Source organism: Mammaliicoccus vitulinus (assembly GCF_029024305.1).
Classification (GTDB): Bacteria; Bacillota; Bacilli; order Staphylococcales; family Staphylococcaceae; genus Mammaliicoccus; species Mammaliicoccus vitulinus.
This window is the reverse complement of sequence record NZ_CP118974.1, coordinates 556,126-582,342: the sequence shown is the minus strand read 5'-3', so window position 1 is coordinate 582,342 and position 26,217 is coordinate 556,126. Positions and strand designations below refer to the sequence as shown.

The 26,217-nt window shown below is 30.8% G+C and carries 26 protein-coding genes; 7 read left to right on the top strand and 19 right to left on the bottom strand.

Features of this window, described 5'->3' with window-relative positions; all coding sequences use genetic code 11:
• Positions 1-81: 81 nt before the first annotated feature.
• Positions 82-453: a YbaN family protein gene (locus PYW35_RS02730; protein ID WP_016911821.1), complete on the bottom strand. Its 372-nt coding sequence runs from the start codon at positions 451-453 to the stop codon at positions 82-84.
• A 143-nt stretch (positions 454-596) separates the two neighbouring features.
• Between PYW35_RS02730 and PYW35_RS02725 the strand changes: the two genes are divergently transcribed.
• Complete coding sequence (locus tag PYW35_RS02725) at positions 597-1,535, top strand: DMT family transporter (RefSeq protein ID WP_016911822.1); 939 nt, start codon at positions 597-599, stop codon at positions 1,533-1,535.
• 50 nt (positions 1,536-1,585) lie between these two features.
• Here the strand turns inward: PYW35_RS02725 and PYW35_RS02720 are convergent, their stop codons facing one another.
• The 14 genes from PYW35_RS02720 to PYW35_RS02655 form a co-directional block, all read right to left on the bottom strand.
• Positions 1,586-2,755 carry an acyl-CoA dehydrogenase family protein gene (locus tag PYW35_RS02720; RefSeq protein WP_103323549.1) on the bottom strand — a complete coding sequence of 390 codons (1,170 nt, stop codon included), beginning with the start codon at positions 2,753-2,755 and terminating at the stop codon, positions 1,586-1,588.
• A gap of 151 nt (positions 2,756-2,906) precedes the next feature.
• Positions 2,907-4,298, bottom strand: a complete 1,392-nt coding sequence (locus tag PYW35_RS02715) for an L-cystine transporter (RefSeq protein WP_103323548.1) — start codon at positions 4,296-4,298, stop codon at positions 2,907-2,909.
• Positions 4,299-4,465: 167 nt separating this feature from the next.
• A complete protein-coding gene (locus tag PYW35_RS02710) occupies positions 4,466-5,134 on the bottom strand; it encodes an ABC transporter ATP-binding protein (protein ID WP_103323547.1) in 669 nt (222 codons plus the stop codon).
• Positions 5,135-5,145: 11 nt separating this feature from the next.
• Positions 5,146-6,066 carry an ABC transporter permease gene (locus PYW35_RS02705; protein ID WP_204107798.1) on the bottom strand — a complete coding sequence of 307 codons (921 nt, stop codon included), beginning with the start codon at positions 6,064-6,066 and terminating at the stop codon, positions 5,146-5,148.
• Positions 6,063-7,229: an ABC transporter permease gene (locus tag PYW35_RS02700; protein WP_103323546.1), complete on the bottom strand. Its 1,167-nt coding sequence runs from the start codon at positions 7,227-7,229 to the stop codon at positions 6,063-6,065. The genes PYW35_RS02705 and PYW35_RS02700 overlap by 4 nt, the downstream gene beginning before the upstream one ends.
• Positions 7,230-7,248: 19 nt before the next feature.
• Positions 7,249-8,748, bottom strand: coding sequence for a DUF6583 family protein (locus PYW35_RS02695; RefSeq protein WP_103323559.1), 1,500 nt, complete (start codon positions 8,746-8,748; stop codon positions 7,249-7,251).
• A 77-nt stretch (positions 8,749-8,825) separates the two neighbouring features.
• Positions 8,826-9,434, bottom strand: a complete 609-nt coding sequence (locus tag PYW35_RS02690) for a C39 family peptidase (protein WP_016911829.1) — start codon at positions 9,432-9,434, stop codon at positions 8,826-8,828.
• Positions 9,435-9,525: 91 nt separating this feature from the next.
• Positions 9,526-9,882 carry a transcriptional regulator, SarA/Rot family gene (locus PYW35_RS02685; protein WP_016911830.1) on the bottom strand — a complete coding sequence of 119 codons (357 nt, stop codon included), beginning with the start codon at positions 9,880-9,882 and terminating at the stop codon, positions 9,526-9,528.
• A 341-nt stretch (positions 9,883-10,223) separates the two neighbouring features.
• Complete coding sequence (locus tag PYW35_RS02680) at positions 10,224-10,577, bottom strand: DoxX family protein (RefSeq protein WP_016911831.1); 354 nt, start codon at positions 10,575-10,577, stop codon at positions 10,224-10,226.
• Complete coding sequence (locus PYW35_RS02675; RefSeq protein ID WP_103323586.1) at positions 10,577-11,629, bottom strand: LLM class flavin-dependent oxidoreductase; 1,053 nt, start codon at positions 11,627-11,629, stop codon at positions 10,577-10,579. Before PYW35_RS02675 ends, PYW35_RS02680 begins: the two co-directional genes overlap by 1 nt.
• Before the next feature lie 416 nt (positions 11,630-12,045).
• The gene (locus tag PYW35_RS02670) at positions 12,046-12,411 is read right to left on the bottom strand and encodes a hypothetical protein (RefSeq protein ID WP_103323585.1); all 366 of its coding nucleotides are present in this window, start codon (positions 12,409-12,411) and stop codon (positions 12,046-12,048) included.
• A gap of 29 nt (positions 12,412-12,440) precedes the next feature.
• Entirely contained in the window at positions 12,441-12,989 is a 549-nt protein-coding gene (locus PYW35_RS02665) for a tubby C-terminal domain-like protein (RefSeq protein ID WP_103323584.1), read from the bottom strand.
• A 33-nt stretch (positions 12,990-13,022) separates the two neighbouring features.
• On the bottom strand, positions 13,023-13,769 hold the full coding sequence (locus tag PYW35_RS02660; RefSeq protein ID WP_204107797.1) for a transcriptional regulator, SarA/Rot family: 747 nt from the start codon (positions 13,767-13,769) through the stop codon (positions 13,023-13,025).
• Positions 13,770-13,782: 13 nt separating this feature from the next.
• Entirely contained in the window at positions 13,783-15,792 is a 2,010-nt protein-coding gene (locus PYW35_RS02655) for a helix-turn-helix transcriptional regulator (protein ID WP_103322669.1), read from the bottom strand.
• Between the two features lie 489 nt (positions 15,793-16,281).
• Between PYW35_RS02655 and PYW35_RS02650 the strand changes: the two genes are divergently transcribed.
• Positions 16,282-17,073 carry a CHAP domain-containing protein gene (locus PYW35_RS02650; protein ID WP_016912152.1) on the top strand — a complete coding sequence of 264 codons (792 nt, stop codon included), beginning with the start codon at positions 16,282-16,284 and terminating at the stop codon, positions 17,071-17,073.
• 55 nt (positions 17,074-17,128) lie between these two features.
• Here PYW35_RS02650 and nhaC read toward each other — a convergent pair whose 3' ends face one another.
• On the bottom strand, positions 17,129-18,523 hold the full coding sequence (gene nhaC, locus PYW35_RS02645; RefSeq protein ID WP_103322668.1) for a Na+/H+ antiporter NhaC: 1,395 nt from the start codon (positions 18,521-18,523) through the stop codon (positions 17,129-17,131).
• Positions 18,524-18,883: 360 nt separating this feature from the next.
• On the opposite strand from nhaC, the gene PYW35_RS02640 reads away from it, so the two are divergent.
• The 3 genes from PYW35_RS02640 (at position 18,884) to PYW35_RS02630 (ending at position 21,492) form a co-directional block, all read left to right on the top strand.
• Entirely contained in the window at positions 18,884-19,447 is a 564-nt protein-coding gene (locus PYW35_RS02640; protein ID WP_103322667.1) for a CHAP domain-containing protein, read from the top strand.
• Between the two features lie 117 nt (positions 19,448-19,564).
• On the top strand, positions 19,565-19,963 hold the full coding sequence (locus tag PYW35_RS02635; protein ID WP_192977768.1) for a DUF4870 domain-containing protein: 399 nt from the start codon (positions 19,565-19,567) through the stop codon (positions 19,961-19,963).
• A gap of 227 nt (positions 19,964-20,190) precedes the next feature.
• Positions 20,191-21,492 carry a cation:dicarboxylate symporter family transporter gene (locus tag PYW35_RS02630; protein WP_103322666.1) on the top strand — a complete coding sequence of 434 codons (1,302 nt, stop codon included), beginning with the start codon at positions 20,191-20,193 and terminating at the stop codon, positions 21,490-21,492.
• A 41-nt stretch (positions 21,493-21,533) separates the two neighbouring features.
• Here PYW35_RS02630 and gmpC read toward each other — a convergent pair whose 3' ends face one another.
• From gmpC to PYW35_RS02615, 3 genes are read right to left on the bottom strand one after another with little or no spacing between them, the layout of a single operon-like run.
• Complete coding sequence (gene gmpC / locus PYW35_RS02625) at positions 21,534-22,376, bottom strand: dipeptide ABC transporter glycylmethionine-binding lipoprotein (RefSeq protein WP_016912157.1); 843 nt, start codon at positions 22,374-22,376, stop codon at positions 21,534-21,536.
• 37 nt (positions 22,377-22,413) lie between these two features.
• Positions 22,414-23,073 (bottom strand): methionine ABC transporter permease, encoded by a 660-nt coding sequence (locus tag PYW35_RS02620; RefSeq protein WP_016912158.1) that lies wholly within the window; start codon positions 23,071-23,073, stop codon positions 22,414-22,416.
• Entirely contained in the window at positions 23,073-24,092 is a 1,020-nt protein-coding gene (locus tag PYW35_RS02615; protein ID WP_103322665.1) for a methionine ABC transporter ATP-binding protein, read from the bottom strand. Before PYW35_RS02615 ends, PYW35_RS02620 begins: the two co-directional genes overlap by 1 nt.
• A 260-nt stretch (positions 24,093-24,352) precedes the next feature.
• Here PYW35_RS02615 and PYW35_RS02610 point away from each other — a divergent pair, with 260 nt between their 5' ends.
• Both PYW35_RS02610 and PYW35_RS02605 read left to right on the top strand, forming a co-directional pair.
• The gene (locus PYW35_RS02610; RefSeq protein WP_103322664.1) at positions 24,353-24,664 is read left to right on the top strand and encodes a DUF485 domain-containing protein; all 312 of its coding nucleotides are present in this window, start codon (positions 24,353-24,355) and stop codon (positions 24,662-24,664) included.
• On the top strand, positions 24,661-26,208 hold the full coding sequence (locus PYW35_RS02605) for a solute symporter family protein (protein ID WP_103322663.1): 1,548 nt from the start codon (positions 24,661-24,663) through the stop codon (positions 26,206-26,208). The genes PYW35_RS02610 and PYW35_RS02605 overlap by 4 nt, the downstream gene beginning before the upstream one ends.
• The last annotated feature ends 9 nt before the right edge of the window (positions 26,209-26,217 follow it).

Here is a 26,217-nt window from a genome sequence, read left to right as displayed (position 1 = left end):
TTTACAATCTGCTTCTCGCAAAATAATCCATAAAAAAAAACTGTCCACAAAGTTATAAACTTCATCGACAGAATATGAAAACTATTTATTTTTGGCAGGCAATGTTTTAACAAAAGTAAATAAGACGACTGTTTGGAAAAATAGCATAATGCATAATCCAATTCTAATATAAAAATGATCGATCATCCAAATTGAAAAACCTACTACGATATATACACTTATTAACAATTCGAATTTCTTCTTTAACGTATAACCTCTATATTTTTGAAAATCTTCTACATATTCTTTATACACTTTAGTACTTACAAGCCAACTATGAAATCTATCAGAACTTTTTGCGAAACAAAATACTGCCAATAATATGAATGGCGTTGTTGGTAGTAAAGGCAACACTGCGCCTATAAAACCTAGAACAGTTGCAAGTATACCTACCGATATTAACATGAATTTCATGTAGTAACCTCTCTTCAAACTCATTATGTTCATTATAAGAACGCGTAATATGAAATTGCAAGCAAAAGAATTTCAACTTATTGTTTCTTAATATTTCCAATGCTAAAATTAATTAACATCATTTAGAATTGGGGGGACTATCATTGCAAAATAATCAGTTGAAAGGTACCTTGCTCGTTATGCTTGGTGCTACATTTTGGGGATTAGGTGGCACTGTTACAGAGAAGCTCTTTACCGAATATAGTTTGCCTGTTTCTTTATTTGTAGCTGTACGATTAATTTTAAGTGGATTTTTCTTATTATTAATTGCTAAGTTCATCCAGAAACAATCTTTATTACATATTTTCAAAGTTAAACATGCCTTATTACAACTTATCATTTATGCCTTATTTGGTATGTTAGGTGTGCAATATACTTTTATGGCTACGATTGATAAAGGAAATGTTGCGATTGCCACGCTCCTACAATTTTTGGCACCTGTCGTGATATTGATTTATTTACTTTTGGCTAGAAAAAGTAAATTTAGATGGACAGATATTATGATTATTTTATGTTCATTATTTGGTACAAGCTTACTTTTAACAAATGGTGACTATTCAACTTTATCAGTTCCTCCAAACGCGATTTTTTGGGGATTATTAACAGCTTGTGCAGCTGCTTTTTACACAGTTTACGCAGTGAAATTATTTTTGAATTGGCCGTCGCTCGTTGTAATAGGATGGTCCATGTTTATAGGTGGCATCGCATTGTCTATAATCAATTTAGATTTCTCATTCCCATGGTATTTGCTTGATTTAAAAGGGGCTATTTACTTTAGTTTTGTCATTACCTTTGGAACGATGTTCGCATTTTGGATGTATTTAGAAAGTGTGAAATATATAAGCCCTCAAACAACTGCATTATTTGGTGTGCTTGAACCTGTCACGGCTGTTATTTCTTCTGTTCTATGGTTGAAAGTTCCTTTTGGTATTTGGCAACTCATCGGCATGATCGTGATACTCATTGTCGTACTTTACATGTCGATTGGTATGAAACCTAGACGTAAAAAACGATTAAAGGCTACGCAAAACACCGGATTATAATAATAAAAAAGACGAAAAATTATTTAATGTTAATTTTTCGTCTTTTTTGATTATTGAGCATTGCTTCTTTCTTCTCTAGCTTTCTTAGCTAATTTCGTAATAGTTACATCATCCATAGGTGGGTTATGTAAGCCAGCACGAATATCTCTATAATACCTTTGTAAAGGTCTTTCCATTTGCAAACTTTTCGCGCCTACGATTCTCATTGCAATATCGATTATTTTAATCGAATGATTCACGACAACATGTTTAGCTGCTCCAAGTTCAACATCTATTTGTGCATCCGTTATTGAAGGATTTAAATACTTATCAATCACGCTATAAATATAATGTCTTGCTGTCGTTAACTCTAATTCCATATTACCTATATTTTGTTGTACTGCTGGAATATCAGCTATAACACCTTCAACACTTCCTGGGCTATATTCATTCGCAAAATCTATTGCATAGTCACGTGCTGCTTGACCTATCCCTAAATAAACTGCAGGTATGTGAAGATTCCAAGGATTTATATTGTTTCCTCTTGGTCCATTAGCAACTTCTACTAAATATTTTTCATGAACTTTAACATCATTTAATACTAAATCATGACTTTCAGTAGCGCGCATGCCAACCATATTCCAATTTTCAGCAATTGATAAGCCTTCTGCATCTCTAGGAATTAAAAAGAATCCTAACGCTTCTTTTTCAGGAACATATGCTCCTACTAAAAAGTGCGTTAATCTTTGACTCATTGTCGTAAATGTTTTCACACCATTGATTATATAGTGTTCTCCTTCTCGATCAGCGTGTGTACTTGGTCTTGCACCTCTCGTCGGACTACCAGTGTCCGCTTCACTTACAGCTCTATTAACAATTGCTCCATTCATAACTTCTTGAGCAAATTCATCTAATAATGCTTTAGTCCATAATTTTTCTTGATAAATTTGTCCGACTACACCCATGTGCCAACCTATTGCTAAAGCTGTAGCACCATCCATTTTACCTAATGTTTCTTGAAATAAAATGACATCTTCTGGTGTTGCGCCTTCTCCACCATATGCTTTTGGAAGTACAATTTTTGTGTATCCTTCTTCTATTAGCCAATTAATATTTTCATATGGAAATTCTGAATTCAAATCATTTTCCTCTGCATGTTTCTGTAATGCTTCTTTATGATTCTCTATTTTGTCGACCCATTTTTTCTGGAATTCATTTTTAATAAATAAATCTCTACTCATCGTGTCCACACTCCTTAATAACACTTTATCATTGTACTTATTTGCTTTCAATATTATTCCGACTGTATTAATAAGTTTTTTAATAAATAAAGGCAAACTTGATAATGCTTATGATTATCGCAGTTTGCCTTTTATATACAGTATTTAAATATTAATAAGACTCTCCTAATTCATTGAAGTCTTCTTCATTATATTTTTCTTCATCTAATTGTCCAGTGATTTTAGCAGTAGCTGTTCCAGCTAACATTGAATCATTAACATTTAATGCTGTTCTACCCATATCAATAAGTGGTTCAACTGATATTAATACACCAGCTAAAGCAATTGGTAAATTCAATGTAGAAAGAACAAGTATAGCAGCAAATGTTGCACCGCCACCTACACCGGCTACACCAAATGAACTAATGACAACGACACCTATTACAGATAAGATAAATGGCAAGTCAATATCGATACCTACACTTGGTGCAATCATCATAGCTAGCATAGCAGGATAAATACCCGCACAACCATTTTGTCCAATAGATAATCCGAATGAACCAGCAAAGTTAGCAATACCTTCTGGAACACCTAAACGGCCTGTTTGCGTTTGAACATTTAACGGTAATGTTCCCGCACTTGATCGAGATGTGAACGCAAATAACATTGCTTCACCTGTCTTTTTAACGTAAGTCACAGGGTTTAAGCCCACTACTGAAACTAAAATTAAATGGATGATGTACATCGTAATTAACGCTGCATAAGAAGCTAAAACGAATTTACCTAATGTCCAGACAGCCGCAAAGTTACTTGTCATAACCGTTTTAGTCATAATCGCTAAAATACCATAAGGTGTTAATCTTAGTACAAATGTTACGATCCCCATAACTAATGCATATATTGCATCAACACCTCTTTTAAGCAAGTTGCCTTTTTCAGGCTCTTTTCTCATAACACGTAAGAAGCTAAATCCTACAAAACCGGCGAAAATAACGACAGCTATTGTAGACGTACCTCTAGCTCCAGTGAAATCTAAGAATGGATTTGCAGGTAACAATTCTATAATTTGTGTTGGTAAATTGTTTGCTTCCATATCTTTAGATGTTTGTTCAATTTCTTGACCACGATTATTTTCAACACTTCCTAAATCAATTTGTGAAGCATCCAAATTGAATAACATAGCATATATAATACCTACTAAAGCAGCAACTGCTACAGTGCCTATTAAGAAAGTGAATATCCATGCACCAACTTTAGCAAAATTTTGTCCAATCGTAATTTTTGTAAAAGCTGATACAATTGATATGAATATAAGTGGCATTACAATCATTTGTAAAAGTTTGACATATCCTGTACCAACGACATCAAACCATGATGCTGTCGTTTCGGTTATTTTAGAATCAACACCATAAATAAGGTGTAACACTAAACCAAATACAATCCCGATACCTAGACCAATAAGAACTCGTTTAGAGAACTTCACATGTTTTTTTGTTAAATATCCTAATAAACCTATAAATAATAAGAAAACAATAATATTAATGACAATCCATAGTGTTTCCATTAACAATCCTCCCAAAACATTTAATTCCGATACATTAAATAAGAATACACTTTAAAAATATCATTTGCAATACGTTTTTATATTTCTAAATTTTTAGATAAATCAAGAAATATAAAAAACAAACACCTGTTAAATTATCGTTAACAAGTGTTTGTTTTAACTAGTTTTTAGTTTGTTAAACTATCCTCAAATGCCCATCCTTTTTCCGATAATATATTACGATAAAAAGGATCTTTACCAATTAGCTTGATTTCATCTGCTAAACTTTCAACTTCATCTAAATGATGTGTCGTTAATATAATGAGTCTCGACTGCTTTAAGCTATTTAATAACTGATGAATATCATATCTAGATTTCAAATCAATTCCAACAGTCGGTTCATCTAAAATTAAAATACTCGGGTTACCTAACAAACCAATTAATAAGTTTACTTTTCTTTTAGTTCCACCAGATAAGGCAGAGACTTTTGCTTTTCTTTCGAATAGATTAAGCTTTTCACAGTAGTCTTCTATTAACTCTGACGAAATGGGATGTTTATTAAGCGCTTTGAAAAAATCAATGTTTTCATTTACTGTCATATGTTCGAATAAAGCAATATCTTGTGGAATATATCCAATTTTACCTTTAATATCTCTGTTGCTTAATACCTCTCCAAAGTACCGAATCGTACCACTATCAGCTGTTTCAAGTGCCGTTATAATTCTTAGCAATGTTGATTTACCCGCACCATTTTCGCCTAGCAAAATAGTAAGTGTCTTGTCCTTAAATGTCGTATTAAAATTCTGGAATATTTGCTTATCTTTATACTTTTTATTTAAATTTTCTATTGTAATCATCAAGACACCTCCTAAATTTGAGTGTATAAATACAAACAACTCATCGCAATTGACCATATGATAGCCATAAACAATTTATGACTGAGTGTATTGATTTTAAATAATAATATACTTAAACCAAGTTCATATATGATTAGAACGATTACTGTTGTGATATAAAATATCATGCTGAGCGACCATGCTAATATTAAGTTTAAAGATAAGATGAGTAAAAACAATAACAGAACATGAATAAAGATGTACAAGGTGTATAACTTTAATTTTGTTCCATTAAACATCAACATTCTTTCTAATGCAGCATTTTGCTTAAGACGTTGATGAAATACGATTTGACTACAACTCACTAATAATAAGAGTGCAATAATAAGCCCAACACTTATGGAAACATCCGCATTTTTTTTGAGTGCATGGTGCACCATTTTTGAGTGTGGTGTATCTTTATTGTATTCTTCTTTAATTTCATCCAAACTCACTTCTTGGTTGGATTTTTCCAAGTGACTATGAATGATAATTGGTATTTGCTGTTGATACAATGCTTTACTTGTAACTTCTAAAGCAATTTCACCAATAAAGTCATCTTTATAATAGACTGGTATTGCATCTCTTAAATGATTCTCTTTTAATTTCTTACTAAAATGTTCTGGAATTTGCAAACTTACGATTGCTTGTTTTTTTTGAATAACACCTTCAATATATGGTTCTTCTTTAGGAATATGAATCACTTCTAAATACTTCGTTTGTTCTAAATTATGAATCAATTCTTTCGAAGATTGTGACTGATCCATATCCTTTACGGCAACTGGCATTTTAAATATTTTGTTTGTCGTTGCTTGAGTCATCAAGATAACTAGGATTGTGATAACTAATATTAAAAGTAAAGCCATATATTGTTTCCATTGCTTCAAAACAACTAAATTGAATATCGATTTCATTGGCGATACCTCCAATATACAGAAGTAATGAGTAAAACAACGATTATAACAATATTCCAATAGAACATTGGATGTGTATCTATAATGTAATTATTGAGAAGTAGCTCAATTAACTGATTATAAACGATTGAAAATGGTAATCCTTCAATCAATCCCCCACTCAAACCTTTTAAATAAATTATAGGAATAACTGCACCTGAGAAGAGCAATATAACTAATGTTAATAATATTTTCAATATATAATTAATCGCTGTCCTAAAAGTAATATCTATTAAGACAAATATGCTTGTTAAAAAGAATAAATAGTATGATAAGCACACTAATAGCGCAGGTAAATTATACATCTCAAACTCAGGCTTGAGATACTTTAATATCATCCATAACCCTAATGCACTCCATAACATTGTATACAGTAAACTAAATAGACCTCGTACAATCGTCAGTTTTTCATATGAGAAATGAAACATGCTTAATCTTTCTTTTAAAGCATCTTTTTGGTTCATTTTTAAAATACTAAAAATAGAAAAGAAGAAGAAAAAGATAGAAACAAAATAAATAGAAATCGTATAATAGCTTGTTGTGTCAAATACTTTTATTGCGTGTTCATCAAATGAAGCGCCTCTATTTAATCCCGTGAATAACATATCGGTCATCATAGTTAATAGTTCGTTTTCTGTAGCATTAGGATAAAGAGATGCATAAGACATTGCCCCTCCCATAGATAACATTAAACGACTATATACCGAATCAGTTAGCTGTAAAATAATAATACTTTCCACTGATTGTGCGTCATATGTATTAACAACGATTGGTAATTCTCCATTTTTATAAAATGCTTTCGTCATACCATCTTTAAACAGAAAATAACCATCGATTTTCTTACTTTTTAATAATTCACTCGCCCTTTTTTCATTATAATGATTAATCAACAAATCATTACCTAACGATTGACCATCTCCAATAGCATTTAAAATCAATTTCGTTTCTGTAGAATGATCTTTATCAACTATTCCAATTGTAAAGTTATCTTCATCCTGATTCATTTGGTTAACACCAATAATAATGCCTAATACCGCTATAAATAATAATAAAATATATGCAATCAAATACCACTTTTTAATTAAAAAAGAGTGGTATATGTTGAACAATTTGATTGTCGACATATTACCACTCCTCTCTTATCTATTGAAGATTTTCAACAAGGTCTTCACCAATTTTTTCTCCACTATCTTCAATTTCTTTAGTTAAATCATCAATTTCTGATTCTGATAAACTATTAAAATCAATAGCGCCATCTTTTTTGAACTTAATGTCTTTCTTAAGTTCAGATTTTCCATCCATTATTAATTTAATCTTTTCTCCAGATACATCGAAATCAACATTTAATTTTTGTTTTTGTTGATTATTTTTAGTATCAGTCGTTAAATTATGATCATAATTTAAGTCAAAGTTTTGACCATAAGACTGTCCAAAAGTAACTTTACCTTTATCAGTACGTTTATCGCCATCAACTTTAGATTTATTATCTAATTTAAGTGTTGTTTTAGTATAAGAATTTTCTTCAAATGCTAATTCATATTTATCACTAATTTCATCACCGTTAGTAGATTTACCTTTTAATGTGAATCCACCTTCTTCACCAGGTGCTGAAACTTTGTAATCTACTTGAACACCGTCATCGATAACATTTGTACCTTCGATTTTAACTTTTTCATCATCTTTATCTGTGATTGTTAAATCACGTTTTAATATTTCTTTACCATCTACATAAATAATAGATTTTACTTTAGGATATTCTGATGCATTTTCATCTTTTGCATCTTTCAGTAAATCTTTAATTTCTTTATCATACTCTTTTACATTACCTTGTTTTTCAACAATGTTCTTTAAGTCTTCGTCTTTTTTAGCTTCTTCAAGCATCGCTACAACGATTTTCTTAGTATCTTTTGAACTTAAGTTCATTGTTACTTTTTTCAATTCTTTTTCATCATCAAAGATTTTAACTTTTTCTTTATCTTTTTTAAAGTTGTCATCATCTAATTGATCTACAAACAAATCACTATATTTTTTAGATATTTTATCAATATCATCTTGTGAAATTTGTGAACTTGATAAAATTGTATTTAAGTTTAATGAATCATTTGTGATGTCTTGTCCATCAGCTGTATCTAAAGACTCACCTGAAGCTTTTTCAACACCTTTTTTAATTTCATTATTTTTCACTTTATAAATATCTTTAAATAATGGTGTTTCTATGTATTGATTATTTTTATCTGCACTCCATTGGAAATTACCAATTTTATTATCCGCAATTGTTGGTTCAATACCTAATTTCGAATTTTTCTTCTTAGGATCGTGCCCTACATTAAGCACTAGATTTGTAGAATCTACTACTGATTTTGGGATACCCATTTGAGAAAGTAAAGTATCTGGTACTTCTGCTCCAAATTTCAATGAAGACTCATATGATTCATCTTTCATTTTCTCTTGAAATTCTGCTTCGTTTTTAAATCTATCATTGAAATACTCTTTCCATGATTTTGCTGATTCTTGTTCACTTAATAAATATGTATTTTTAGGAGTGTTTGTTAAAAAGTAATATGTTGCTGCTCCACCAATTCCTACTACTGCTAATAATAATACTACGATTCCTACAATAAGTAATTTTACCTTATTAGACATTCAAGCACCTCTTTTTCAAATTTATATTAATATCATAACAAATGTTACAAGATTATGACATAATATTTAAGAAATAATTATATTTTTTTGAAAATGCACATTTTCCCCGGTTTATTATAACTTTCTTGCATTTTATTTTTTTGAATTTTAATAACTTGGGAATTAGATGGCCAAAGTGCTGGAAATATCATTTTACCCTTAAACTGTTTCCATAAAGGATCTATATAATAATAGTAATGTTCGTCAAAACCAATTAATAAAGTGACATGTATATTTGTTACAAACTCTTTCTTTTTATTCCCTATTTTGAACATTTTCTTAACCGGGGACTGACCTAACGTAGTATGATAAATAACTACAGGATGACCACTTTCGATGATCTTTTCTAAATCCTTTAGTTCTGTACCCGTACCATCAACTATATCATTATCATATTTATTCAAAAATAATGCTAATACATTTGGGAATATTGTTTGATGATAACCAAACTTAATTAAAAAGTGATTTCCAACATAACCTTTTTGAGGATTATCTGAATGAGTTGGCCAGTTACGCATAATTGTTGTCGCATCAACTTTTTTATTATAGTAATTTAGTAACATTGAACATGAAGTACCTTCACATCCCATTACCATTGGAATAGGAAACAACTGGCTTTTTGGTTTAACATTTAATAATACGCGCATAAAAGTTCTCCTTAATTTTTTACGACATGATATATGAAAGTAAGTTAACATAATTAAAGTGCACCACAATGATGCACTTTACTCAATACTATTATAATATTTCTGCTTCAATTTCCATCAATAAATGCTTTATCTTTTTATGTTGTAGTTTTGAGACTTGAATGGCTACTGTACGTTCATCTTTATCATTTCTTTTTTTAGAAATTAAACCTTTCTCTTTCAAGTGTTGTACTGCTTTTGAAATATAATATGGTTTAAATTTAGATTGTTTAATAATGTCTTTAACATTATAACAATCCTTCTCTCCTTTATATATATACACCAGTATATACAACTCTTCAAAAGACAACACAAACTCACTTTTTATTTTAGAGAGATGATCTTTCGCCTTTTTACTAACAGATACTAACTCAACGATATTTCTAATTGGTACTGATACTGTTTCCATTGCAAACAACTCCTCAAGTTAAAATAGCTAGTTGTTGAATTGGTTTATTGTGCAATCTTTAGTATCTATAGCATATTTTTCCTTTTCAACACAATGAATTAATAATATTTATTATTTTATAATGAGTTTTAAAAACATTCAATAAATTTTCAAAAATCGACTTTTCAATATTCACATTTTTTATGTAAAAGCTTTAATACCAACGCTTACCACGTTCAATCCTTAAAATTATCACCTATGTTCAATATTTGTATTTTTTATATTTTAAAAGTTAATTACTTTTAAAATATAAAAAAGAGCCAACAAAGTCATGGACTTTGTTGGCAGTTTTAAAAAATATATTATTTTTTCTTACCTAATGTATCAATAAAGCTTAATGCTGATAAACCTAACAATGTTAATGCATTTTTAGCACCTTTAAAACCATGACCAGCTTCATAATGTTTATATGCTGCGACTGTCATAACTGAACCTACAAGAACTGAACCTAATCTTGATAAAGATTTATTACAAGCACTTAAGAATAAGAAAATCGATCCTATTAATTCTAATCCGCCTGCTAATTTCATTGAATTTCTTGAAAGACCGAATCCTTCTTCAAATTGTTGAGCCATACCGTCGTCATCTTTCACTTTTGGTTGACTTGATTCAAAAATTTGTTTACCTACATATACATTTAATAAGTATCTTAACATTACTTCATTTCCTCCTTGTTTTTCATATATTCATCTATTATTGGTTTTACTTTTTCACCTAATAGTTGAATAGACTTTAATACTTTTTCATGTGGCATAGAGCCTACTGGTAAATGTAACATAAATCTATTAATACCTAGATCTTCATGAATTTTAATAATTTTTGATGCAACTGTTTCTGGACTACCAACAAACAATGCACCATGAACAATTTCTTGTTCAAATTTTTCAATTGAATACTGTGGCCATCCACGTTCTTGACCTAATTGATTAATGACATAAGCGCTAGATGGATAATATTCTTTTTTAGCTAATTCATCAGTATCGGCAACATAGCCCCATGAGTGAGTCGCAATAGGTAATTGTGACGTATCAAAACCGTTAGATTCTGCTACAGCTTTATACATCGCGATATTACGCTTAAAACGACTCGGCGCACCACCTATAATAGCATAAGTAATTGGCAATCCCAATTTTCCTGCTCTCATAGAAGATTCAGGGTTACCACCTGTAGCTAACCAAATTGGTAATTTATTCTGAACAGCTCTTGGAAATACCTTTAAATTATCAATCGAAGCTCTCGTTTCCCCTTGCCAATTCACTGTTTCATTTTCATTGATTTGTAATAATAAATCCAATTTTTCTTTATAAAGTAAATCATAGTCTTTCAAGTCATAACCAAACAATGGAAATGATTCTATGAACGAACCTCTGCCCGCCATGATTTCTGCTCTACCATTACTGATTGCATCTAATGTGGCAAATCTTTGATAAACTCTTACAGGATCGTCTGAAGATAGAACAGTTACAGCAGAAGACAATCTAATATTTTCAGTTTGACTAGCTGCAGCAGCTAATACTGTAACTGGATCAGATACTGCATAATCTTCTCTATGATGCTCTCCTAATCCATATATATCTAAACCGACTTGATCTGCTAATTTAATTTCTTCTACGATTTGATTGATTCTTTCATGAGCAGAAAATGGTTCTTCTACACCATTAATAGGAGAGATTTCAGCAAATGAGGATAATCCTAGTTCGAATTTCATGTTCTCACCTCGATATAATTATTATACTAGATATAATTATAATACTAAAATGAAAATTGTCAATATTTATATATCAAAATCTTACGATTTTGAAAGTGCATGCTTGCCTGGGGGTATGGTTCGAGCCTGTAGTCTCTCTCTCATACTATTCCCCCGGGCGTCAGCACTTCACAAAATCGTGGAGAATATTTATTTTTCTTATATTTTTTTGTTTGTTCTATTAAGTATATGCTGTATGTTGCAAGACTCACCAAACAAGCAACATTCACACTCCGATCCAGCTCAAAATAAAAAACAACTCATTTCACTGATTTATTCAGCTAGAAATGAGTTGTTATTTTTTTAAATCTTCGATTTTGTTCGTGCATGCTTGCCTCGGGATACGATTCCCTCAATTTAATAAACACTACTATTTATTAATCTTCATTTTCCAATTCACAAATTTTTAAAATTGCCTGTTTCAAAGGCATTTCTTGTTCATATATTCTCAACTGATCAATCATTTCCGGATTTAAATAAATACATTTAACGGGTTCATCATTATGAAAAGCTACTATTGCTTCACCATCATCTGTTCCTTCAAACATTCTATCTACATCTGTAAAATACTGTTTTAAAACATATATTAATGCATCACTATATCTTTCTCTATCTGTTTTATATGCTTCAATCTGACTATTTTCAATGTAATATGCATCTACAATGGTCATGCCATCTATATTAAGTGGTTCTTTATTATTAACAGTCCCTAAATGTTGTTTCTTTTTTAAAAATTTAAACATTGCCAACAACTCCACCCTCATTACACAAATTAATTTGATTTACTTCTTTGATATTCTTGATATTCAAAGAATACTTGAAATAACATAATCAACATTGCAGGATGATATTGGTCGCTCATGACATTAATATCATGATTAGAAGCAATCTTAAACCTTTCAGATTTGGTTTCCATAATAACTGCATCTTGTTGATCCGTAACTTTAACTGATCTAGAAATAAACCCAGACTCAAATTGTAAAGTATCGTTTTTAACACCAATAAAAATAATTTTAGGCTTAAGGCCAAATCTCGTTTCAAACGTACCTATTTTAGTATCATTTTTATAAACTTCCCAAACCGTTTTAAATGGTGTCTTAAGTTTACCTTCTATTGAACGTTCTTGTATAACTTTGTATGATCCACCATCAAATTCGATTTTGAAATTATGCTTTTTTCGTCCTAGCAATGCAAATGTTTCTTGCTTACTAGATGTATAGTATAAACTCATCATATAAACTGGATTGTTTTGTTCATCATATATTTCAATAGGTTTAGTTGATGCTCCAAAAAAGTTCTCCTTAAAATGAAACAGTGCCATATTAGCCTCCACAAAATTACTTATTTAATAAGCTCATTTTACCATAGCTAAATTTTGTTCACCATAATTATCCTTGTACTGAAGTATAATGTCTTCAATCATATGTTTGACTTCTGACTCAACATTTTTATGAATAGATACTAACACTATTCTTTCATCATGTTCATCTCTTTTTTTATTTACATATTTTAATTGAACAAGTGTCTTTATCGATTTATTTATTTTAACTAAATCCCATCCGAATTTGTTTTTTATATCCTTTAATGTACAAGGTTGTTGTTTAGCGTGCTGAATAAACAACAATATCATAAAGTGATCTATATTTAATTTATAGTTGTTATTAATGGTATTGTGTATATTTGAAATATACGAATTTATTTTCACAATATAATCAATTAAGCTATGTTCTTTACTATTTAAGTTAAAAGTATTTAATTTATTAAGCATGCTTCTTTCAATACGATTAATTAACTGTGTAATTTTTGTTTTGTGACGAGTTTCTACTATTATAATTATTTTTCTCTCATCTTTCTTAGATCTCTCTTTTTTATAATAATTCAAGTTATGTAAATATGAAATAACATGCGTTAACATTGTTTGATTAATCTCAAGTACATGTTTAAATTCCGATGCCGTAAAAACTTCTTTATCGCTATAGTCATTGATGTATTTTAAAACCTTTAAATGATAGATGTTTAATGAGTACTCATTTTTCAAAACTTTCTTTGCTTGTATATTCAAATAATGCAATTCTAATAAATGATTAATTTTATTTTCCATTGATCATACCACCTTAGTTTATTTTTTGTTTTATATAAATATGCTTTATAGCATATGGAGAAGTATAAAATTGAACAATCAACTTTCCGATTTCTCTTTTAAAACTTACTTCAGCCATGTTCTGATGAGTATCCCCATCACTATTAATGATGAGTTGATTATTTTTGATGAGAATATCATGGTGTCTATATTCTATTTCTCCTAGTTTAAAGCCATTGATGTTAATTCTTTGATGCAACCTATTAAAAATCTTCATATTTGGAAAAATTATAATCTGATACTCATTGAGATAATGTGTCATAAGTATCAAGCCATTAAAATACACAATATCTCCTCTTAAACGTTTTAAAGTTAATATCAATTCGAATAATTGATAATGACTTTCCTTATTTAATTGTAGTTCTTTAATCATGAGATGGGTGCTTTGTGAAGGAATCATACTATCTAACCATGTGTCATCAATAATCATAGAAATATTTTGGTTAAACGCTATACTCCATTTAAAAATTGATATGAGTGATTCTATTCGGTTAGGGATGTTAGGCTGATATAAGATGTTTAAAGAGGGATTATTTTTCAAGATAGATGTTATATCTTTGTCGGAGTCTATTTCATGATGCACTTTACATGCTATTTGTTTATTGTCATTCACCTTATGAGACATGCGTTTTGCTAAATAATTGTTTTGCTTATTAAGTACTAATATTACCTTAGATTCTTTTAAGTTATCTTGGATGATTTTAGAAATACGATTAAATTGATAATATGATGCATCAATATAAAATTGAAAACTACGTTGTCCATAAAAATATGTGCAATCTGTTAAATAATTTAATAACCTCTTAAAAATTAGAGTGAACTCTTCTATATTTTGATTTTTTCCTAACTTCACTTCGAAAGAAATATCAAACTGATGTTCCAATGAAAAAGAGAACATTTGATGCACAAGCTTATTATTTTCAAAATTCGACTGGTATAGCTCATAAAATAATTGGTGTGAAAATAATAATCCAAATAAACCAATTTCCCTTCTCATCGATAACAACTTAGACTGTTGAAAATTATTCGTCAGTGTTTCTATATCCCTAATATATATTAATAAGTTTGGTGTCGAAATCTTTGAACGTATTTTATTTTTCATATTTATATCAATACTTACATAATCTACATCACGATCTGTTAAGTATTTGATTTGATCATTAATATGTTCAAAGCTTCTGAGTAACGTTGTATTTTTATTATGAAAAGGATAATAATGGTCATTTTCAAGTTGTTTTCTAAACTTTGCTGGTGTTATATGATATTTATCTCTGAAATGCGTTATAAATCCTGATTCATTAGTAAAGCCATTATCGTTCGCAATTTGTGATATTAATTTTTTAGTATACATTAAATCAAATGCACTATACGATAATCGAATGTTCCTTAACAATTCATTAAATCTCATACCCGTCACTTCTTCGAGCTTATTAGAAAACCTTCTAACGGATAACAGGCACTGTGTCGCTACTTTCCCGATATATAATTTTTCTTTGTAATGCTCGTACATATAATTAATGCCGCTATAGACATCAATATTATTGGAAATTATTGTTCCATCTAACTTTCTGTATAAATGGAGTGTCATCACGAGCTGGTTAATATATTCCAAGATTTTATTTTGCTTTTCATTTTCACTTTGATCATTCACGTAATTAACGATCAATTTATTCATGTAAAATTTAAGCACACTCAAATCTAACTTATCTTTATTAATGTAATACTTCTTATTAAATCGAAAAAATTTATCAAGTTCTACTCTTGATAAAAATAGACATGCAATAACACTTTTCTTACTTGATAATATTCGATAATGATCTAAGTCATTAATAACGATCATATCATTCGATTTGTACATGTTAGTTTTACCATTAATAGAAATATTACTACTTCCTTCTATTATATATAGTAAAAGCAAACCTATATTAAATTCTGATTGAACATTTAAAGTTTGGTATATTTTTAAATTACAATCATACATCATATTGAACACCTCTAATCAACTTGAAACATCTTTATTTATAAGTAAGGATAATTATAATTCAATAAATATTATTAAAAATACTTTATTCTTGACTTTTTATAATGAAATTTTGTACTTATTTTAATTCCTTAAAAGCTATAACTTTTTTGTGAATCGATAATGATGATAAATATTAATTAGCAAAGTCAAATATTTTATTATGTCTTAAATATTACAAACGTGTAACAAAGAAATTTATTTAATAACTGAATAGCTTTAAAAACACCGTTGTTACAACGTTTTTCATTCCGTGTGAAATGTTCGGAATTATTACATGAATTCATTAGATATTTAAATTAAATTACAAAGCTTTAACATTCAACACAAAGCAATCTATTTCTGATAAAGTAGATTTTGTTGATTAACAGCGAAGAAAAAAACTTATGAGAAAAAAAACATAAAACATATACGAAAAAATATTTTTAAATTATCTAGGAGGATTTACAAATTATGAAAAAATTAGCAACAGCAGCAATCGCTACGGCAGGAATTGCAACATTTATGGCACATGACGCAGACGCAGCAGAAAACAATCAAGGATATAATCCAAACGATCCATATTCTTATTCTTACAATTACACAATCGATCAAGAAGGTAATTACAATTACACTTGGGAAGGTAACTGGAATCCTTCATCTCAATATGGTAACCAAGCTCAACAACAAGTAGCTAACACTACACCATCAAATAATACAGCTTCTTCAAATAACGAAGCAGCTTCAAATACAAATTATTCACAACCAGCATTCAATGCTGCACCAAATGGTGGTGGTTCAGGAGAATCAAGTAATGCTTCTTCAAACCAAAATAACGTTCGTGTAACAACTACACAAGCACCTACATCAAGTAACCAAGCAACTACATCAAACTCAAGTTCAAACGTTAGCACTACAACTACATCAACTTCTCGCCCATCAACTGGCGGAGGCGCTAACTTATACACTTCTGGACAATGTACTTATTATGCATTCAGCAAACGTCCTGATTTAGGTAGCACTTGGGGTAACGCAAATAACTGGGCTAGCGCAGCAGCTCAATCTGGTTACACTGTAAATAACAATCCATCATCAGGAGCTGTTTTACAATCTACAGCTGGTGGATATGGTCACGTAGCATACGTTGACAAAGTAAACTCTGACGGTTCTATCCAAGTTTCTGAAATGAACTACCAAGGTGTAGGTGTTGTATCAACTCGTACTATCTCAGCTTCAGCAGCTGGTTCTTACAACTACATTCACTAAGAACAATATAAATGCAAAAAGAGCAATCATATGATTGCTCTTTTTTTTTGCTTTCTTATGCTTTTACCTTTTTTATACCTATACCTGTCATACCATAAAATGCTGCGAAAAATACACATAAGTAGCATGGTACTGCCCACCAGAAAAAATCTCCTAATGAAACATGTAATAAATCTCGGTAATAAATACCTGAAGTTCCCCATGGAATAAATGGTAATACCATTGTCCCACAATCTTCTAGTGTTCTAGATAAATTTACGCGATCTAACTTTCTTTCATTATACATATCCATTAGCAAGACACCAATCATGATAATGACAACTGAAGCAACGCCAGCTGCAAATACAAGTATTAAACTTCCTGCTATTGTCACTAATATAAGATGTGAGTCTTTTGAAACTTTACTAGATATGGTCGTTAATATCACTTTCAAACTCCCCGATGCTTCAACTATTCCTGCAAAAGCATATCCACAAAAAATAGTAACAACTATTTCAGTCATACTCATAATGCCACCACGTTTAACAAGATCTACCATTGAATTTGATGCATCACTACTTGCTAAATTAGTCATGCTTATGTCAAAGCCATTCATCGTTACATTAAATGCATCTACAATATCGAAGCCATTATTGATAACACCGACCAACATGGCTACTAAACTTGATAACAACATCATTGGTACTGTTGGTTTTCCTATACTAATGCCTGCAACAATAACAATTACAGGTAGCCATACCCAAAAATTTAAATTAAAAGCTGTATCGATATTATTTAATAATGTATTAATGCGTTTACTTTCAACATTATCAGAATTAAATTGTAATCCAGCAATAAACCATACAATCAATCCGATTATTGATGCTGGTATAGTCGTCCACATCATATGCTGAATATGCTTAAAAATATTAACTTTCGTTACTAATGCAGCTAAATTTGTCGTATCAGATAATGGTGACATTTTATCACCAAACACGCCACCTGCAATTACAACACCTGCAACCATACCTAATGGAATATTCATTTCAGTGGCAATAGCCAGTAAAGCAATCCCTGCAGTTCCAACTGATCCCCATGCAGTACCAGTTGCTACAGATGTAACTGCTGTAATGATAAATGCTGTTACTAAAAAATATGTCGGATTAATCATTTCTAATCCATAGTAAATTAATGCAGGAACAGTTCCTGAAAACATCCACGTCCCGATTAAAATACCTACTGAAAAAATTATGTATATAGCTGGCATAGCAGTTGCAAGTCTTTTAGTAATACCGTCTTGTAAATCTTCCCACGATAAACCCACTCTAATCGCTATGAAACTGGCATATACGGCAGCAATGATTAATAATGGCTGAATTGGATAATGCAATATACCAAAACCAATCAATACAACTAGCCCCATTACGAATATAGTAGAAATAGCTTCCAATAAAGTTGGTAATCTTTTCATAAAAATCCCCCTCTACATATAAAATCCATTAATAAAAAAGTAGTTGCAAATTTTGCTAACTACTCATTTTCTTATTATTAATAACGTAAATGAAATATTACAAGAAAATGACAATCATTTTCTCACAATTAACCGTAAAATCCCATAATGGTACGATTAACCTTATATTACTAGATGTCATAATATCCCGTAAATATTACTAAATGATTGTATAGCATTATGATTACGTAACAACTGTATGAAATTGAACACAAACATAAAATCATCTGTTAAAGTAATGTTTGTCGTCGGAAAACGACACACTTAAAAACTTAAATTATAAATTAAAACATATACGAAATTTACGGAGGAATATTTAAAATGAAAAAATTAACAACATTAGCAGTATTAACTACGGGATTAGCAACAACAATTATAGGGAATGGAGAAGAGGCTTCTGCAGATACTTTCAATAACACACAAGCCCCTCAACAAACTCAAACACAAAACTATAATAATAACTATACTAATAACTATAACCAAAACTACAATACTTCAAACATGAGCCAATCATTTAGTTCATCAGTAACACAAACAGCAACTCAAAGCACGAGTTCATCAGCTAACTTATATACAGCTGGTCAATGTACTTATTATGTATTTGACAAAAAACAAGCTGACGGAGACCCAATAAGCTCAACTTGGGGTAATGCTAACCAATGGGCAGCAAATGCAGCAGCTGACGGTCACACTGTAAACAACACACCTAAACAAGGTTCAATCTTACAATCAAATTCAGGTGCAATGGGTCACGTAGCTTACGTTGAAAATGTAAACTCTGACGGAAGCATTGAAGTTTCAGAAATGAACTACCAAGGTGAAGGCGTAGTATCATCTCGTACAATCTCAGCTTCAGAAGCTGGATCATACAACTACATTCACTAAGAAAATGATATTTCAAAGCAGCTATTATTAACGTAATAGCTGCTTTTTTTGTAATGATTTATCATTGCTATTTAGTAAGAAGATTGTATACTTAAATAGTTAAGGAGGGATAATATTATGACTAATACTGAACAAAATCCATTTCAACATTCTACTTTAGATGATGATAATGCTCAATTGAATGAAAATACAAATACGAGTGATGATGATCGATTATTTGGTATGCTTATATACCTTACGAGTTTCTTTGGTAGTTTTTTCGCACCACTTATCATTTGGCTAATTAAACGAGATAACTCGCCTTTTATAGATAAGATTGGCAAAGATTATTTGAATTTCTTTATTTCGTATACTATTTGGATCTTCGTTTCAGGTCTCTTATGTATCATTTTAATTGGCTTGATTTTAATACCTATTTTGTCTGTTTTACTATTTGTATTTACGATTATAGGTGCTATCAAAGCATATAAAGGTGAAACATATTTACCACCACTATCCATTCAATTCATAAAGTAATATTTTATTGAACACTTTTTCTATAAAAGTGTTCTTTTTCCATTTTAGTGAAAAACTGGATAATTACTTCAATTTCAAAAGATGCTAAAATTACGTATACTCTTATACTTGTAAGAGTTGCTTCTTTTATGAATCCCCTTTTTAAACGTTACTTGTGCACTTCCATAAATGGAAAGGCATAATTTTTTTTGTATTTTATACTACAGTGCTTTAAAGGAGGAATTTTTATGAATCAAAAATTAAAAAAACCGAGAAAGAGATATATAAGCTTACCTACACAAATATTAATTGCTTTAATATTAGGTGTTGTTGTAGGCTATTTTTTAAATGGTCAGGATCATCTGATTAAATTTATAAAACCTGTTGGCGACATATTTTTAAATCTTATCAAAATGATTGTTATACCAATCGTTTTCTGTTCATTGGCATTATCAATATCTAATGTTGGTGATATGCACACTGTCGGAAGATATGGTTGGAAGACACTTTTGTACTTTGAAATTATTACAACAATCGCAATTGGTTTAGGAATCATATTCGGAAACTTATTTAAACCTGGTCTAGGTATAGATGCGACTAAGCTTCCTAAAGGTGATATTTCCAAATATGAACAAACTGCTGATGCAGCAGAAAAATCTACATATGGAAATCATATGATAGATACGATCGTTGGTATTATTCCAACTAATATCTTTGAAGCGTTGACTTCCGGAGCATTACTTCCGATTATTTTCTTTGCTGTATTCTTCGGTTTAGCGATAGCTGCAATAGGAGAAAAAGGTCAACCTGTTAAAGATGTTCTAAATGGTACTTTAGAAGCTGTATTCTGGATGATACATAGAATTTTAAGATTAGCGCCTTATGGTGTATTTGCTTTTATCTGTGTAACAATCATGACATTCGGATTATCTGCTTTAATACCATTAATGAAATTAATGGCTGTCGTAGTTGGTGCTATGGCCTTCTTTATTATTGTAGTGTTAGGAATAGTTGCTAAAATTTGTGGCATTAATATATTCTCTATCATTCGTATCTTAAAGGATGAATTGCTATTGGCATTCTCTACTTCAAGTTCAGAAACAGTATTGCCATCTGTAATGGAAAAAATGGAAAAGTTCGGTGCTCCTAAAGATGTCGTATCTTTTGTTGTACCAACTGGTTATACATTTAACCTTGATGGCTCTGCTTTATACCAATCAATTGCAGCGTTGTTTGTAGCACAAATGTATGGTGTTCACTTAACGCTTGTAGAACAATTGATATTAATGTTTACATTGATGATTACATCTAAGGGGATGGCTGCTGTACCTGGTACTTCAATCGTTGTTCTAATTACAACTTTAGGTTCTATGGGACTTAACCCAGAAGGATTAGCATTAATTATAGGTATAGATAGACTGCTAGATATGATGAGAACATGTGTGAATGTTGTAGGTAACGCACTTTCAACAGTTGTTATATCTAAGTGGGAAAATAAATACGATCACGAAAAAGGTCAAGCATACCTTAAAACATATAAAAAAGCATAACAAAAAAGATTCGGCTAAGGGGAGCCGAATCTTTTTTTGTATTATTTTAAGGAATCTTGAATTTTTTTGATTTCATCTTCTTTTAAGTCAACAACCATTTCTCCGTCTTTAGTATCTTCTTTCAAAGCTTTTTTAGCTTCTTCTGAATGATACAAGTCTGCTACTTTTTTATAAGTCTTATTGTCTTTATCTTTTGTATTTGCAGCAATGAAATTAATATATGGTTTAGCTGCGTTAGCATTAGGATCTTCTAAATAGATTGGATCTTTCTTAGGATCTAAACCAGCTTTAGAAGCAACGCCATTGTTAATAATAGAAATGTCTACCTCGTCTATTGCTCTAGCAGTTTGTTGCGCATCTACAGCTTTAATATTTAAGTTCTTTTTATTTTCAACGATATCTTTAGGACCACCATCTAAACCGAAATTCTTATCAAGTTTAATGTATCCTGCTTTTTCAAGTAATTTAAGTGCTCTAGCTTGGTTAGAAACATCATTAGGAATCACGACTTTAGCACCGTTTTTCAACTTTTTGATATCTTTAACTTCTTTAGAATAAATGCCTAATGGTGCAAATACTGTTGTTCTAATTGGTGTAATATCTGTATCTTTATTTGCTTTTTCAAATTGATCTAAGAAAGCAAAGTGCTGGAATGAGTTTAAATCAATGTCTCCATCAGATAACGCTTTATTTGGAACGTTATAATCAGAGAATTGTTTGACTTCAATATCTATCCCATCTTCTTTAGCAAGTTCTTTTACTTTATCCCAGACCGCAGTATCATTTGAAGCAATACCAATTGTTACTTTTTTATCATCTTTTTTATCTCCACATGCTGCCAATAATAAGACTAATGCAGCTAATAATGCTAAAACCTTTTTCATTCAAAGCACTCCTTTATATTTGAGTATCATATTCTCTTTAGCTTCTTCTAACAATTCTAGATAATACATTACCTAGCGATTGGATGAGCTGTACCATAATAACTAATATAACAACCGTAATAATGATAACGATCGTATCAAACCTTTGATAACCGTATGCAAGTGCTAAATCACCTATACCGCCACCACCAACAGCTCCAGCCATTGCAGTAGCACCAATCAATCCTATTATTGAAGTCGTTAAAGCTAAAATTAATGAGCCTAATGCTTCAGGTAATAAGAAATGGCGAATAATTTGAAACGGTGATGCCCCCATTGAATGTGCTGCTTCAATGACACCTGAATTGACTTCTAATAATGAATTTTCTACTAATCTTGCTATATAAGGTGCAACATACACTGTTAATGGCACAATTGCTGCTGATGTACCGATTGATGTACCGACAATTAATTTAGTGAATGGTACGATTGCAATTAATAAAATAATGAAAGGTAAAGATCTAAAAATATTAATAATTGGATTCAGTATGTAATATATAATTCTATTCTCCCAAATACCATTCTTTCTTGTGATAACAAGAAATATACCTAATGGAATACCTATTAATGCACCGAGCACTAAAGATACTGTTACCATATATAATGTTTGATATATCGAATCAAATAATTGAGATGAATCTAATGATGATCCAAACATTATGCATCAACCTCCTCAAACTCAATATTTAATTCATTTAAATATTGGTAACTATTTTGAATTGCTTGTTGCTCACCTTTTAAACGTAATGTTAAATATCCTACTGGTGTACCTTGGATATCAGACATTGAGGCAAATAAGACATTAATTTGAACTTGGTATTTAGTAATTAAATCATTGATAATAGATTGTGTAACTTGCTCACCATCAATATAAAGTTTAATATCTGTCGCATTTTGCTCTTCTGGAATTAATTTACGTAAATTTGGCGATATATCTGTTGTAATGACAGTTGAGACAAAGTTCTTTGCTGTAGCAGTCTCTGGATGACTGAAGACGTCTAATACTGGCCCAATTTCTATCACTTTACCATTTTCCATTACAGCAACTTTATTACAGATTTTTTGAATCACACTCATTTCGTGTGTAATTAATAAGATTGTAACGCCGAACTGTTCATTAATTCTTTTTAATAACTTTAATATTGAATCTGTTGTTGCAGGATCAAGTGCACTTGTAGCTTCATCACACAATAAAATTTCAGGATCAGTTACAAGTGCTCGAGCGATTGCTACTCTTTGCTTTTGCCCTCCTGATAATTCGTTTGGGTATTGTTTACCTTTATCTTCTAACCCTACGAATGCTAACAATTCATCAACTTTTGCTTTAATTTTATTTTTACTTATTCCTTGTAAAATTAAAGGCATTGCAACATTATTAAATACAGTTTTTGAATTCAATAAATTGAAATGTTGAAAGATCATACCTATGTTCTTTTTAACACTTTGTAATTCTTTTTTAGAATATTGATTTATGTCATGGCCATTAACGATGACCTCTCCCGATGTCTTTTCCTCCAACACATTTACAAGTCTTATTAAAGTGCTTTTCCCGGCACCACTATATCCTATAACACCGAATATATCTTGTTCTTCTACTTTGAAACTTACATCTTCTAAAGCTTGTATTTCAGAATTCTTTTGTTGGAAAATCTTATTAACATTTTTAAACTCTATCATATTCATTATCCCTTCCGAATTCTTATTAATATGATAAGAATTATATTGGTGTTTACGTTTATCGTCAACACTAAATATCAAATTTTTCTAAATATTCAATCTCAAATATTGTATTTTTGCACATAAATAATTTATTAACAATATAAAAATACATTCTTAACATATGAAAGCGTTACCAAATATTTATTGACAATTTTGTGACATATCAATAAAATGAAACTTAAGATGTATATTTACAATAATCAAAGGGGGTTACTTTAATGGCAGATCATGATTTTAAACGTATTGCCGCAGATCCAAAGTTTAAAGAACTCGTTAAAAAGAGAAATAGCTTTATTTTTCCTATTTCTATATTTTTTATTTTTGCTACACTTCTTTTTCCAGTCTTAACTGGATATACAACAATTTTAAATAATATTGCGTTTTGGAATATATCATGGGCATGGATATACGCATTGTTACTATTTATTATGGTATGGACACTCGTAACCATATATATGCGTAAAGCCAAATCTTTTGATAAAGATGCTGAAGCATTATTAAAAACTTATAGAGAGGAGCAGCAAAGATGAATCCAATCGTTGTTATAATGTTTTTAATATTTGTCAGCATTACATTATTAATTACATATTTCGCATCTAAAAGAACACAATCAACTAATGACTTTTATACTGCCGGTGGAGGACTTACAGGTTGGCAAAACGGTTTAGCTATTGCTGGAGATTATTTATCAGCCGCTTCATTTTTAGGAATTGCAGGCGCTATCGCTTTATGGGGTTTTGACGGTTTCTTCTATAGTATAGGTTATTTAACAGCTTATCTTATCGTGCTATATATTGTTGCAGAGCCATTAAGAAATCTTGGTAAATACACGTTAGCTGATATGATCGCTGCAAGGTTTGAACTAAAAAAAGTGAGAGCCATGGCAGCAGTATCATCAATCACAATCGTTATATTTTATATGTTGGCACAACTAGTTGGTGCCGGTGCTCTTATCCAATTACTCTTTGGTATTCCTTATACACTTGCTGTTATTTTAGTGGGGATTATGATGACAATTTATGTGTTATTCGGTGGTATGACGGCTACAAGTTGGGTACAAATGGTTAAAGCCGTCTTGCTTATGATTGGTACAGTTATCATAACGTTTTTAGTATTGTTACACTTCAATTTCAACATTGCTACTATGTTTGGAGAAATGCAAAACATTAAATCAGCTGACTTTAAAGGTGAGTTCATTAACCCTGGGTCACAAGGCAAACCTCCATTAGATAATATATCGTTGATTATAGCGTTATTATTTGGTACAGCAGGACTACCACATATCCTTATGCGCTTCTTTACAGTTAAAGATGCAAAAACTGCAAGATCTTCTGTAATGTGGGCAACTTGGATTATTGGTATTTTTTATATTTTAACAATTTTCTTAGGATTTGGTGCAGCAGCCTTATTAACTCGCGAAGAAATTATTTCTGCTAACCCAGCAGGTAATATGGCCGCACCTTTATTAGCTGCTAAATTAGGGGGAGACTTCTTAATGTCATTCGTTTCTGCGGTCGCATTTGCTACTATCTTAGCTGTAGTTGCTGGTCTTGTATTGACGGGTGCATCTGCTTTTGCACATGATATTTATGGAGAAGTTATTAAAAAAGGGGAAATAACTGAACGAGAACAAATGAAAGCAGCTAAATTAGCTTCTTTAGCTGTTGCTGTAATTTCAATTGTATTAGCATTATTTGCTCAAAACTTAAATGTCGCATTTTTAGTATCTTTAGCTTTCTGTGTTGCTGCGAGTGCAAATCTACCTGTTATCGTATTTACGATATTCTGGAAAAGATTTAATACGCAAGGTGCAATTATTGGAATAGCAGTCGGATTAATTGTTTCTTTAGTACTCGTTATTTTAAGTCCAAATGTAATGAATCCAAACGGTACTGCCTTTATAACGATGTCACCGTTATTCCCATTATCCAATCCTGCCATCATTTCAGTACCAGCAGGTTTCTTAGCAGCATTTTTAGGTACATTCTTAGGTAAAACTGAATCTCAAGATAAATTCCGAGAAGTACAAGTTAAATCTGCTACAGGCATATCAACATCAGACACTACACATTAATATCGTATT